We start from the raw sequence: 13,280 nt of genomic DNA, 5'->3' as shown, positions 1-13,280 counted from the left end.
ATCAAAGGGATGTAAGCAGCCGCTTGCGACCAGTTTCAACTTCGCCTTATCAGTCAGGGAAAAGGAATGTCCGGTTTCAAATCCGATTTTCTTCGCACGCTTTCCGAGCGTGGCTTCATTCATCAGATTTCCGATGAAAGTGGCCTCGACGAATTGTTGGCCAAGGAAACCGTGACGGCCTATATCGGCTTCGATCCTACGGCTCCTAGCCTTCATGCAGGCGGCCTGATCCAGATCATGATGCTGCACTGGCTCCAGCAGACCGGGCACAAGCCAGTCGCACTGATGGGCGGCGGCACCGGCATGGTCGGCGATCCGTCCTTCAAGGACGAAGCCCGCAAGCTGATGACCGAAGATACGATTGCCGAAAACATTGCCGGTATCAAGCGTGTCTTCGCCAACTACCTTACCTTCGGTGACGGTGCGACCGATGCCCTTATGGTCAATAATGCCGACTGGCTGCGCAACATCAACTATCTGGAATTCCTGCGCGATGTAGGCCGTCATTTCTCGGTCAACCGCATGCTTTCGTTCGATTCGGTGAAGACGCGCCTTGATCGTGAGCAGTCGCTGTCATTCCTCGAATTCAACTACATGATCCTGCAGGCCTACGATTTCGTAGAACTGAGCAAGCGCTACGATCTGCGTCTTCAGATGGGCGGCTCGGATCAGTGGGGCAACATCATCAACGGTATCGATCTCGGTCACCGTATGGGAACCCCCCAGCTTTATGCCCTCACCTCGCCGCTGCTGACGACAGCATCCGGCCAGAAGATGGGCAAGTCGCTTGGCGGTGCTATCTGGCTGAACGCGGATATGCTGAGCGCCTATGACTTCTGGCAGTACTGGCGCAACACGGAAGATGCCGATGTCGAGCGGTTCCTGAAGCTTTACACGACGCTTCCGCTGGACGAAGTCGCCAAGCTGGCCGCACTTGAAGGCGTCGAAATCAATGAAGCGAAGAAAATCCTCGCAACGGAAGTAACGGCTATGCTTCATGGTCGTGACGCAGCCGAGGAAGCCGCAGAAACGGCTCGCAAGACCTTTGAGGATGGCGAATTGTCGGAAAATCTCCCGACAGTCGGCGTTCACAAGGCGACGCTGAACAGCGGCATCGGTGTGCTGGCATTGATGGTTCTGGCCGAACTTTGCAGCACCAATGGCGAAGCCCGCCGTCATGTCGAAGGTGGCGCCGTGCGCATCAATGACGAACCTGTCAGCGATCCTCGTATGACCATCGATGCGACTGCGTTGAATGATCAGGGCGTCATCAAGCTGTCGCTGGGCAAGAAGCGTCACGTGCTGATCCGTCCTGCATAAGCTGGACGACGATTGAACAAACAAAGCCGGGTCTTGCGCCCGGCTTTTTTGTATCAAAATTCGAAGATTGAGCGGAATATGCCCGGTGCGATGACGGAGATTGGATTGACGATCACCTGCGGCTGCTTGGCACTTCCCGCAAGCTTGTAGGTAATTCCGATCAGGCCGCGATCACGGCCGTTGCCGAGCAACGCACCGACGATGGGCAGTTCACCAAACAACCGGTTGACGCCGTAGGCGGGCATGAATGTTCCGGTGATCGACATGTTGCCCTGCTTGTCATAAAGCGTTCCCTGGAAGGTCGTGCCGACAGTCGGCCCGCGCACCACGCCCTTGGACAGGTTCAGATAGCCATTGCCCTTTTCAATCAGCGAAAAGCCGCGCTCGATATCAACGCGCGAAACGTCGATATCGCGCTTTACAGCCTGACTGAGACTTGTCCCGCCGTTCGATGGCGAACTGGAAACGATTTTCGCAAGACGCGGTTCGTTGATGATCGCAAAGTTGCGCGCATCGATCTGGCCACGCAATGGGCCGTTGCCCTGTGCCGCGAGACCAACCGTGATCTTGCCGCCGCGCATCTTGTCATAGAAATCGAAGAAACGAAGAACCGCCCCCGCATCATTGGACTGCAACGAAATGGAGCGTGCATCGCCCTGATCGTTGTTCGTGGCAACAAAGGATTCACCTGACGACGTAACGGCATTGACCGAAACGCCCGAAACTTTGCTGCCCGCGCTTTCATAGGAAACAGCGACATTGCGCAGCGTTTCACTGTTAAAGCCGCTGACTTCATCAAGCTGGGCGCTCACCACCACGCGGGGATTGTTGGATTTACCCCCGGCGGCGCCCTTCTCGCCAAGATCGGAGACCTGCTTGATGAGCGCCCGTGCGTCGAACTGCGAGCCACGCACATTGACCCGATAGCCGCCTCCGCTTTTGGTCGCCTTGACTGCAAGATTATCGTTTCGGTTCAGACGTATCTCGCTGAAATTCGCCGATTGGAAATCACCCTTTGCAATGGAAAGATCACCCTTCGCGCCAAAGGCGTCGCCTGAAAAGACAAGATTGCTGATGTCCATCTTGCTCTTGTCGTCCGCGCTCTGGGCCAGGTCAAACGTCGCTTTTGCCGGAATGCCTGCGCCCTTGCGCCAGCCGAGCCAGGGGAGATCGATCTGTGTTTTGCCAAGATCGGCTGACACGTGGCGCTTGCCGCCATTCTCCATGCCGAGATCAACCGACATAGGACCGGAGAAGATGGAATTAAGACCCGGAAAGACCGCGTTGCGGGTTTTGTCGTCGATATCCAGCTTGACCTTCTGCTCGCGTTTGACCGGTCCGGAACGGTCTACCGGTTCGACCATACTGACCTTCGCAGGAACGCCATCCAGCTTCGCATCGGCAGTAATAATGGCCGCCGACTGATCCACCTTTATACTGCCTGTCGCATCGCTGACGGACGATCCCGCTATTGGCTTTGAAATGTCCAGACCGGTGAAGCCGATATCAGCGTTCCAGCGAAGCGTGCCGGGCGGCGGGTCTTTGGAAACGGCAAAACTCACCTTTACGCGCGATTTCACATCGCCCGTCACATCGCCGGGCAAAAACGGCACATTTTTCAGAACATCGATGGGCTTGTTTCCGGCAATTTCAGCAATAGCCGATGCCTCACCGGAGACACCCAGATCCAGTTCTGCAATCACGGGACGTTGCGGCCCCCAGGGGATTATCAGCGTACCGTCGGAAACGTCGACCTTACGATTGTTTGGTGTGTAAGCTACGCCATCCAGAAGCTTGATGGTCGTATAGGCTCCACGGACCGATATTTCGCCATCGGCATCCCGCACAGGCGGCAGTTCACCAACGACATCGAAGCGCGTATCGAAAACCTTGAAATCGGCCTTGATTTCATCACCCGTTAACGGTGGAGGAAGGCCCGGCCCGTTGAAGCGACCGCCCGCGAGCGAAATATCGATGCGGCTGTCCTTCAGGGTTCCGCCGAAAAGGTTCTTCAACACCCATTCGCGTGCACCATCGGCAACATCGATCGGCCATAGATGCTTGGCATCGGCAACCGGCATTTTGGGAATGCGCAGCATGAAGATCATTTCCGGCGAACCGGCGCCGAATCCCATGCTTCCTTGACCGAACAGCTCCCCGGTTTCCGTCTGCACATCAAGATTGGCAAACTGGATGCGTTGCTGATCCGCCAGGTAACGCCCGGCTATCCGCGTTGCGAAGGACAGTGGCGGATCGGTCGATTCCGCAGGCATACTTGTCGCCGATGTCGTCAGAACCTCGAATCGATATGTCGGTCCGCCAGTGTTGTTTTCGGTGTCCGGTTCCGGACCAAACGCACCGTTGAACTGTGCCTGCATTCCGCCAAGTTGCAGTCGCGACGACTTGATCTCGATTTTACGGCTTCCCACCGTGTGTTCGAGATTGAGACGAATGCCACCGCGCACATCCTCCACTTTGCCGAGTTGCATATCTATGCCGTCAACGGCCAGTTCTGTCGCGAGACGTTCGGGCTTATCACCATCGGCCGCCGATCCCATCAGCGACAAGCGGGCTGATGCTTCCAGCTCAAAATGGGCCGGATTGACACGATTGCCGTTTATGACCGGCGCAACTTCTGGCGGAGACCCCAATGCAACAGGAATATCGCGGATATTCAGTTCAAAGCCGGCAAGACTGTTGTCACCTGAATGACGGTCGATCTTGCCATCCAGTGCAATTTTCTTGCCTTTCCAGACGACGCTACCGATAATTCCGATCTTCCCGCCATTTTCGACGAGGCGGGCTTGTTCGATGTCCAGAACCTGCTGTTCATCGCCGACCTTGAAAGCAACGGTACTGTTGAAAATGCCTATGACATGCGTGTCCTGGGCGCGCAAAAGCTCCAGACTGCGACGCATGGCAGCGAAAAGTTCACCTGAAACCGCATCAAAATCGAGAATGCCATGTTCGTCGTAGGGCAGAGATTTCCAGAATCCCGGCCCTTTCGTTTCCGGCATTTCAAAGGAAACGCCATCCACTTCTAGCTGGGCTACGCGCACCTTGCCCGTCAAAAGGGGCAGTGGCGCCAGCCCCAGGCGCACGGATTTGATTCCGCTGATTTCGACGCCCTGCTTCGGGTCGGAGATAGATACATCACGAGCTTCCAGCGCCACATGGCTATCCTGATCCAGCGACAGCGCCGCACTTCCGATGGAAGCGGAAGCACCTTCGCCGAGAATATGCGTCAGGCTTTTCTGTGCTTCATCACGCAGAAGATTGCTGTCGACACCGCTGCGAAGAATGACGAAACCGGCACCAACGACAAGAACCAGAAGAATGCAGATCGACAAAATCGCGTGGGAACAGCGCGATAGAATAGAACGGCTCGAACGCGCCGGGCCGGGCAAAAAGCCGTCCTCGCCATCGGCGGCGAGACGCTCGATTCTTTTCATCTCCCGCTTGCTGAAGCGGATCTTCTGAGGTTTCTCTGTCAACAACCCAGCCAGAAAAAGAGTGTCATTCCACACGACCCTTTAGAACTTACTTCATTAAGTGATCGTAATTACCTGTTTTATAATTACTTTCTACCTGTACCGCGCGCTTGAAGCGGCAGCCTTGCGCCTCTCAACCAGCATCACAATCACGCCAGCATCAATGGTTGCACAAGCCCTGCCTGAATGCGATAGCTCAGACTGTAACAGGTGGTTTCCATCCTAATCCATAAAAGAAAGGCGCAGATATGGCTCATCCCCAAGTTGGCGATCCGGCACCAGATTTCACTCTGCCGTCGGATGGCGGCGAAATCTCCCTTTCGTCCCTCAAAGGCAAGCCGGTCGTTATCTACTTCTATCCGAAAGACGATACTTCCGGCTGCACCAAGGAAGCGATTGCTTTCTCGCAATTGAAACCGGAGTTCGACAAGATCGGCACTCGCGTTATCGGTCTTTCCCCCGATAGTGCGACGAAGCATGCGAAATTCCGTAAGAAACATGACCTGACCGTCGATCTCGCAGCCGACGAAGATCGCGTGGCGCTCGAAGCCTATGGCGTGTGGGTCGAGAAGAGCATGTATGGCCGCAAATATATGGGCGTGGAACGCACGACATTCCTGATCGATGCAGAAGGACGCATCGCTCGTGTCTGGAACAAGGTCAAAGTCGACGGCCATGCTGAGGCAGTTCTGGAAGCTGCCCGCGCCCTTTGAACGATGTCAAACAAGCCTTCATACGAGCAAACGCTGCGCGGCAATGCCATCCGCGCCATATCCGCCGGTGATCTCGACGAAAAGGTCAGGCTGACGCGAGAAACCGCTACTCGCTGGTTCGGTCGCACGCTGTCGGTTCGCAGCCCCCTCGATCCGCCTTTGCCCGAGCGTCCCGGACGCCCCGAAAAGCCGGAGCTCTTACCTCCTCGTATGTTGAAAAAGCGGTCGCTCCACACGGAACACGGGCGCATCGCGCTGATGCACGCGCTCGCCCATATCGAACTGAACGCCATCGATCTTGCGCTCGACATCGTTGCCCGTTTTGCAGCCAAACAGATTCCGCGCAGTTTCTTCGATGGTTGGATGAAAGTTGCCGACGACGAAGCGCGGCATTTCACGCTGTTGCGTGATCGTCTCAAGTCGCTTGGCGCAGACTATGGCGACATGCCTGCTCATGACGGGCTTTGGCAATCGGCGCACCAGACCCGCAACAATCTGGAAGCTCGTCTCGCTGTCGTGCCGCTTATACTCGAGGCCCGTGGGCTGGATGTCACGCCGTCGCTGATCGAGAAGATGATCGAGACCGGCGACCGTGAGACCGCAGCAATTCTTGACGTCATCTACAATGACGAGAAAACCCATGTCGCTGTTGGCGCTAAATGGTTCCGTTTCTTCTGCGCCCGAAACAAAATCGATCCGGCAGCGAGATTTCGCGAACTGGTTCGCGCCAACTTCCGTGGCGAGCTCAAACCACCCTTCAATGAGCTGGCGCGCGCCGAGGCCGGACTGACACCATCCTTCTACCGCTCTTTGTCGCCGGTCTCCATCTAGCCGTTTCGAAACCCTTCGGTAAAAACAAACCTCATCGCATGGCCCGCGCAAGCCTCGAATGTAAAGGTCTGTTAACCCTAATAAGTTGTAATCAAGTAAGGGAATCGAGAAGGGGCATGCGGCTGGCATGACTGGGAATCAGGCGAAAACATCGACGAAAAAGGTGTTCGGGGAGCGCAAGGAACCGCCCGTCCTGATTATTGCGCGTGGCGAAAAGATCAGCCATTTCACATTTCGTCCATGGATGGCCGCTCTTGGAGGCGCTGCATTTCTGGCGCTTTCGGTGGGGTATCTCGGAGCAACAGCCTATCTGGTGCTTCGCGACGACCTCATGAGCGCCGGTATCGCACGTCATGCCCGCAACCAGCAGCTTTACGAAGATCGCATTTCAGCCCTTCGCACCGAGGTTGACCGCATTACCAGCCGGCAGATGCTCGATCAGCAGGTGATGGAGAACAAGGTTGCCGAACTGATGCAACGCCAGCAAACGCTGAGTGCACGCGACGGGAAACTTGCCCCCCTGCTGGAACGAGCTTCGCAACTGCAGCCGATGCCGGAAATGCCGACGGAAAAGGCACCCGATCTTGAGCAGCATAGCCAGCTTATCCCCGATGAAGCGCTGGCTGGACGCGAATTTCCGGGTGTCGATCCAATCATTACTGGGCCTGTTCCTGGAAAATCTCCTGCTGGAAAGCCTGACCGCCGCGCCGATGCTGGTTCCATCGGATTGCGTCTTTCGGGCGGACTTTCGGGTGAATCAACACTTGAGACTTCCGACAAGATATTGGCCACTATCACACAGAACCTTCATCGCATCGAAAGCGAGCAGAATGGCAAGGTGCGCGTTCTGGCTGACGCTGCTTATGAAAAGGCCGACAGCATTCTCGACACTTTGAACGCCGCCGGGCTGCGTATCGAAACGCCTGCCAATGCGGCTGTGGCCATGGGTGGGCCGCTTATCCCGGTTTCGTCACCCGGTATGGTCATCAATGATTTCGACATGCAATTGCGCAACCTCGACAGCGCGCTTGATCGGCTTGATCAGGTGCGCAAACGGGTGAGCGCACTGCCCCTGGCCAACCCGGCCCCGGGCAAGCCCGTAACGAGCCTGTTCGGCGTGCGCCGCGATCCATTTCTAGGTACGGCTGCCTTTCACTCCGGTATCGACTTTCGCGCCGCCTACGGCCAGACGGTGAAGTCCACCGCAGCGGGTAAGGTCGTGAAGGCTGGTCGTTTCGGCGGTTATGGCAACATGGTCGAAATCGATCATGGTAATGGATTTTCGACCCGTTTCGCCCATCTGAGCAGCGTTCTGGTACGCGACGGTCAACAGGTTGCCGCCGGAACCATTGTCGGCGAGGCTGGAAGTTCGGGACGCTCGACCGGCAGTCATCTCCACTATGAAGTCCGAGAAAACGGTCGGGCGATCAACCCCGTCAATTTCCTCAAGGCAGGCAAACAGATAGAGCCATTGCTCTGATATCCTGAAACGAAAAAACCCGGCCTCTGGCCGGGTTTCGCTTTCTTGTACGCATGTTTGCGAATGATCAGTCGATATCGTCGATCATTTCACCGCCACCCTGAATACGGTGGGCCAGCGCGGCTTCCATGAATGGCGTAACGGAGCCATCCAGCACTTCCTGCGGGTTGGTGCTTTCAACGCCAGTGCGCAGATCCTTGACGAGCTGATAAGGCTGCAGGACGTAGGAGCGAATCTGGTGCCCCCAACCAATCTCGGTCTTGGTGGCGTTCGCCGCGTCCGTCGCTGCTTCGCGCTTTTTCAGTTCGTCTTCATAGAGGCGAGCGCGCAGCATAGACCATGCCTTTTCGCGGTTCTTGTGCTGCGAGCGCTCCGCCTGGCACTGCACCACGATCCCGGTCGCAATATGCGTGATACGCACTGCCGAGTCGGTGGTATTGACGTGCTGGCCACCGGCACCTGAAGCGCGGTAGGTATCGATACGAACATCCGCTTCCGTAACCTGCACATCGATATTGTCATCGATAACAGGATAGACCCAAATGCTGGCAAAGGACGTGTGGCGACGAGCGTTGGAATCATAGGGCGATATTCGCACGAGACGATGGACGCCCGATTCGGTCTTCATCATGCCGTATGAGTTGTGCCCCTTGACGAGAATGGTTGCAGACTTGATGCCCGCTTCTTCGCCTTCATGCACTTCCATCACTTCGACCTTGCGGCCGTTGCGCTCGGCCCAGCGCGTATACATGCGCAGGAGCATCGACGCCCAGTCCTGGCTTTCCGTACCACCAGCACCAGCGTGCACTTCGACATAGGTGTCGTTCGCGTCGGCTTCGCCCGACAGAAGCATATCGATCTGGCGACGGTCGATCTCTTCCTTCAGTTCGCGGATAGTTTTTTCCGCGTCCTGAATGATCGACTTGTCGTCCTCTTCTTCGCCCATGGCGATAAGTTCGATGCTGTCGTTCAGCGTCTGTGTCAGATGGTTGATGCCATTGATACTGTCTTCCAGCTGCTGGCGCTCGCGCATCAGCTTCTGGGCTTCCTGGGCATCATTCCAAAGCGTAGGATCTTCGGCTCTCTGGTTGAGATAGCCGAGACGTTTTATCGCCTGATCCCAGTCAAAGATGCCTCCTCAGCAGGCTTATGGCCTGCTGGATTTCGTCAACCAGCGTCTCGATTTCCGCGCGCATGGGCAAATCGTTCCTTCAATATCATTCTGTTTATTTGAGAAGCTGAGCCTGTCGTTGAGAAGCTCAGACTTTCAGGCATGGACAGACAGTCCAAGCGCCGCGGACCATAGTGAGCACGCGGCGCGGTGTAAAGGGCAAAGCCCTGCTTTCCCGGTCAGTAAAGTCCGCCGGAACCCGAGTTGATCGCACGTGTTGCCTGCGGCGACTGCGGCGCAACCGGAGAACCCTCGCGGAAGGAATCCATGCCGATAACCGAATAGCTGTCCGATGGACCCGTACCCGGCTTGAAAGCTTCCATGATGACGTTCGGATCGCCGGGATTTGCACGCATGCCGGTCTTGCGGTTGATCGCGATGACCGTCATGCCTTCCGGAACGCGGAAATCCACTTTCGGCGTGCCAACCAGAGCCTGTTCCATGAAGGACTTGAACACAGGCGCTGCCAGACCACCACCGGTATTGCCGCGACCGAGCGGCGTCGGCGTATCGTAGCCCATGAAGACACCAACCACGAGATCGGGGGTAAAGCCGACGAACCAGGCGTCCTTCTCATCGTTGGTCGTACCGGTCTTGCCGGCCATCGGACGGTCGAGGCTCTTCAAAATCTGCGCTGTACCGCGCTGAACGACGCCTTCCATCATCGAAGTGATCTGGTAGGCGGTCATAGGATCGAGCACCTGATCGCGATTGTCGATCAGCGTCGGCTCATCCTGATTTGCCCAATCCTGCGCATTGCAGCCCTCACACTGGCGGGCATCGTGCTTGAACACGGTCTTGCCGTAGCGATCCTGAATGCGGTCGATCATCGACGGGGTTATGCTCTGGCCGCCATTCGCCATGATGGAATAGGCTGTCACCATACGCAGAACAGTGGTTTCGCCAGCGCCGAGCGCCATTGAAAGAACCGGCAGCATCTTGTCGTAGATACCGAAGCGTTCGGCATATTCAGCCACCAGCTTCATGCCCATGTCCTGCGCGAGACGCACAGTCATAACGTTACGCGATTGTTCGATACCGTAGCGCAGCGTAGAAGGGCCGGAGAACTTGCCTGAATAATTCTTCGGTGCCCAAACGCCCAACGTGCCGCCCTGATTAACTTCCAGCGGACCATCAAGGACCACGGAAGCAGGCGTATAGCCATTATCGAGAGCCGCAGCATAGACGAACGGCTTGAACGACGAGCCGGGCTGACGATAGGCCTGCGTTGCGCGGTTGAATTCCGATTCCGCATAGGAGAAACCGCCAACCATGGCCAGAACACGGCCTGTATGCGGGTCCATGGCAACCAGTGCGCCTTCGAGCTTTGGCGGCTGCTGCAGACGGAAACGGGATTCGCCCGCCTTGGAGACGTAAACAATATCGCCAGCTTTCAGCACGCCTTCCGGCGATTTCGCACTGGTACGCTTGCCGCCGATATTTACGACGCGCATCGCCCACTTCATATCGTCCGCAGCGATGAATGCGCGCTTGCGCTCCTTGCTGCGCGAGCCTGATGCCTCAAGCGGCGGCTGCAGACCGATATCTGCGCCAGCGGCGGACACATTGAGCACGATGGCGAGCTGCCATTCCGGTACGTCCGCGTAAGACTGCATGTCACCGAATGCCGTACCCCAATCATTGCCGAGCTCGACATTCTTCATCGGGCCACGCCAGCCACGCGCCTCATCATAACGGAGCAGCGCCGCCTGCAAGGACTTGCGAGCTTCAACCTGCAAAGTCGGATTCAGCGTAGTACGGACTGAAAGGCCGCCTTCGTAAAGCGCATCGACGCCGTATTTCTGGATGATCTGGCGGCGCACTTCCTCGGTGAAATATTCAGATGCAAACACATAATGGGCGTCTGAACGTTCCTTCACACCGAGCGGTTGCTTCTTGGCTTCCGTTGCTTCTTCCGCAGTGATGTAGCCGTTTTCGTTCATCCGGTCGATCACCCAGTTGCGGCGCTCGATGGCGCGCTCTGGCTGACGGAATGGATGATAGTTGTTCGGGCCTTTTGGCAGAGCCGCAAGATAAGCGCTTTCCGCGATGGAGAGTTCGCCAACCGATTTGTCGAAATAGGTCAGTGCCGCGCTGGCGATACCGTATGACCCCAGACCGAAAAAGATTTCGTTGAGATAAAGCTCGAGAATACGGTCCTTTGAATAGGCCTGCTCGATGCGCATCGCCAGAATAGCTTCCTTGATCTTGCGATCATAGGTCTGCTTCGACGTCAGGAGGAAGTTCTTAGCGACCTGCTGCGTAATCGTGGATGCGCCAACCGGACGACGACCGGAGCCCAGATTCTTGACGTTCGTTAACATGGCGCGGGCGAGCCCCGCAAAATCGAGACCATGATGTTCGTAGAAGGTCTTGTCTTCGGCAGAAACGAACGCCGCTTTCACGCGATTGGGTACGGCCTGTATCGGCAGATACATGCGGCGTTCTCGCGCAAATTCCGCCATAAGACTACCATCCGAAGCGTGAACGCGCGTCATTACGGGCGGCTCGTATTTTGCGAGCACCTCGTAATCTGGCAAATCCTTCGTGAGACTTCCGACGTAAAGGGCGACGCCACCTGCCACGAGGAGCATTAGCACCGTTCCGATCCCGAAGAAATATCCGATAAGCCTTACCATAAATGCGGAATCCTGCCTTCAGATTATTCATATGATAAGGGTCAAAGCACAAACAGCCAACCCTTTAACCCAATTATGCCATATGGCAACCACTGGCTTAGTGACCAGCAAATGAGTCAAAGGCAAGATGGTTTACGTGTTTTTACCAATTTAACACGGTCACTTTTGTCTGCACGATGAAAATCCGCAAAACTGTTGCATGCATGCATCTTATAAGCTGGAGCGAATTTAAGGAGAATCTCCTTATTTCATTCCCCTACCCTTTGCTCATGCTTGCGGGATGTTTCAACGTTTCGAACGCCTTGATCGCAATCGCCAGACGGTCCGCAAGCTTTTTGCGCCACTCAGGATTGCTGATCAGCTTTTCATCCTCGGCGTTGGACAGATAGCCGATTTCGATCAGAACGGAGGGTACATCCGGCGCGCGCAGCACCTGAAAACCAGCAAAGCGATGCGGGTTATTGATGAGATTCACCTGCCCTTGCAGGGAATGAATCACCTTTTCAGCGAAGCTGAGCGAGAACGTATGCGTTTCGCGTCTCGTCAGGTCGAGAAGAATGTCGGTGACCTCAGGCTGCTCCTCTGGTGCCGCGCCTGCCAGGGTGTCAGACTTGTTTTCGCGCTCGGCCATGGCACGGGCGACAGAGTCCGACGCCTTGTCGGAGATGGTATAAACCGTCGCGCCACGAATATCATGCTGGTTAATCGTATCGGCATGGATGGATATGAACAGGTCCGCCTCATGCTGGCGGGCGATCCGCACGCGTTCTGAAAGACGCAGGTAAGTGTCGTCGTCGCGGGTCATCAGTACTTTGATGTTCTTGTCCTGCGCCAGACGATCCCGCAGCTCCTGTCCGAAAGCCAGTGTCAGGTCTTTTTCCTTGATACCGCTCAGGCTTTCCGCACCGCTGTCGATGCCGCCGTGACCGGGATCGATCATGACCGTGAACGAACGGGCCGCCTCATTCTGTGTAGATGCCTGAACGGGTTTTTCACTGCGATCCGTGGAACTTGTTATTTCCGCGTGGCCCTTCAGTTGGTCTGCAAACTCACGGTCCGAAGTCGCAACAATATCAGCCACAAGGCGATAGCCCGAGGCGCTTTCATTTTTCAGAACACGCAGATCCTCGACCTTGAACGGGCCGCTTAGTGTCAGGATGAGGCGTGAACGCCCTTTACCCACCAGTCCGTAACGAACCCGCGATACCAGTCCACGCGCTTCCAGACTCTTCTCATCAAAACCAAACCGTGTTTCAGGCAGGTCGACGACAAGGCGATGCGGATTATCGAGAAGCAAGGTCGATAGCTTTGGCTCGCGATCAAACATCACAACGATGCGCGTTCGCAGATCGTCGCCGGCCATCCGGAATGTCAGCGCTGATAATGGAGATGTCACGCGATCGGCTGCGGAAACGGATACAACCTGTAACAGCAAAACCGACAAGAGAGCAAACAATGCTAGAAGGCATCGCAAACTCGACAATCGTGTCATAGCGTTTTCAGCGCTTCGAAAATGCATCGGCTGCCACAATCAAAAATCTCATTGAATGACCGGTATCAAAAACCGCGATACCGGCACGCTCGCCCCTGCACCATCTCGCTCGAATACCCATTAAAACACTCGTATAGAACTAT

At 55.9% G+C, this 13,280-nt stretch carries 8 protein-coding genes; 4 read left to right on the top strand and 4 right to left on the bottom strand.

Annotated features, from left to right (window positions below; translation table 11 throughout):
• Nucleotides 1–66 precede the first annotated feature (66 nt).
• The gene (gene tyrS / locus F9K91_RS07080) at nucleotides 67–1,320 is read left to right on the top strand and encodes a tyrosine--tRNA ligase (protein ID WP_151557949.1); all 1,254 of its coding nucleotides are present in this window, start codon (nucleotides 67–69) and stop codon (nucleotides 1,318–1,320) included.
• 53 nt (nucleotides 1,321–1,373) lie between these two features.
• Here tyrS and F9K91_RS07075 read toward each other — a convergent pair whose 3' ends face one another.
• On the bottom strand, nucleotides 1,374–4,772 hold the full coding sequence (locus tag F9K91_RS07075; protein WP_151677512.1) for an AsmA family protein: 3,399 nt from the start codon (nucleotides 4,770–4,772) through the stop codon (nucleotides 1,374–1,376).
• Between the two features lie 287 nt (nucleotides 4,773–5,059).
• Here F9K91_RS07075 and F9K91_RS07070 point away from each other — a divergent pair, with 287 nt between their 5' ends.
• From F9K91_RS07070 to F9K91_RS07060, 3 genes are all read left to right on the top strand, one after another.
• Nucleotides 5,060–5,524, top strand: a complete 465-nt coding sequence (locus tag F9K91_RS07070) for a peroxiredoxin (RefSeq protein WP_151557953.1) — start codon at nucleotides 5,060–5,062, stop codon at nucleotides 5,522–5,524.
• A gap of 3 nt (nucleotides 5,525–5,527) precedes the next feature.
• Nucleotides 5,528–6,355, top strand: a complete 828-nt coding sequence (locus tag F9K91_RS07065; RefSeq protein ID WP_151557955.1) for a ferritin-like domain-containing protein — start codon at nucleotides 5,528–5,530, stop codon at nucleotides 6,353–6,355.
• A gap of 127 nt (nucleotides 6,356–6,482) precedes the next feature.
• Entirely contained in the window at nucleotides 6,483–7,835 is a 1,353-nt protein-coding gene (locus F9K91_RS07060; protein ID WP_151557957.1) for a M23 family metallopeptidase, read from the top strand.
• 67 nt (nucleotides 7,836–7,902) lie between these two features.
• On the opposite strand, the gene prfB is transcribed toward F9K91_RS07060, so the two are convergent.
• The 3 genes from prfB to F9K91_RS07045 form a co-directional block, all read right to left on the bottom strand.
• A protein-coding gene (prfB, locus tag F9K91_RS07055) for a peptide chain release factor 2 (protein ID WP_151557958.1) occupies nucleotides 7,903–9,031 on the bottom strand; the annotation gives its coding sequence in 2 pieces (ribosomal slippage) (nucleotides 7,903–8,961 and nucleotides 8,963–9,031; 1,128 coding nt in all).
• Between the two features lie 154 nt (nucleotides 9,032–9,185).
• On the bottom strand, nucleotides 9,186–11,645 hold the full coding sequence (locus F9K91_RS07050) for a penicillin-binding protein 1A (protein WP_061346396.1): 2,460 nt from the start codon (nucleotides 11,643–11,645) through the stop codon (nucleotides 9,186–9,188).
• Between the two features lie 256 nt (nucleotides 11,646–11,901).
• The gene (locus F9K91_RS07045; RefSeq protein ID WP_412842149.1) at nucleotides 11,902–13,164 is read right to left on the bottom strand and encodes an N-acetylmuramoyl-L-alanine amidase; all 1,263 of its coding nucleotides are present in this window, start codon (nucleotides 13,162–13,164) and stop codon (nucleotides 11,902–11,904) included.
• Between the last annotated feature and the right edge of the window lie 116 nt (nucleotides 13,165–13,280).

The sequence above is a fragment of the Brucella tritici genome (assembly GCF_008932295.1).
Taxonomy (GTDB): Bacteria; Pseudomonadota; Alphaproteobacteria; order Rhizobiales; family Rhizobiaceae; genus Brucella; species Brucella tritici.
The sequence above is the reverse complement of the archived record's forward strand: the minus strand, read 5'-3'. Positions and strand labels throughout refer to the sequence as shown.

Coding starts and splice junctions, on each gene's coding strand:
- F9K91_RS07065 (WP_151557955.1), top strand. CDS start 5,528: ATGTCAAACAAGCCTTCATACGAGCAAACGCTGCGCGGCAATGCCATC.
- F9K91_RS07075 (WP_151677512.1), bottom strand. CDS start 4,772: ATGAAAAGAATCGAGCGTCTCGCCGCCGATGGCGAGGACGGCTTTTTG.
- F9K91_RS07045 (WP_412842149.1), bottom strand. CDS start 13,164: ATGCATTTTCGAAGCGCTGAAAACGCTATGACACGATTGTCGAGTTTG.
- F9K91_RS07070 (WP_151557953.1), top strand. CDS start 5,060: ATGGCTCATCCCCAAGTTGGCGATCCGGCACCAGATTTCACTCTGCCG.
- tyrS (WP_151557949.1), top strand. CDS start 67: ATGTCCGGTTTCAAATCCGATTTTCTTCGCACGCTTTCCGAGCGTGGC.
- F9K91_RS07060 (WP_151557957.1), top strand. CDS start 6,483: ATGACTGGGAATCAGGCGAAAACATCGACGAAAAAGGTGTTCGGGGAG.
- F9K91_RS07050 (WP_061346396.1), bottom strand. CDS start 11,645: ATGGTAAGGCTTATCGGATATTTCTTCGGGATCGGAACGGTGCTAATG.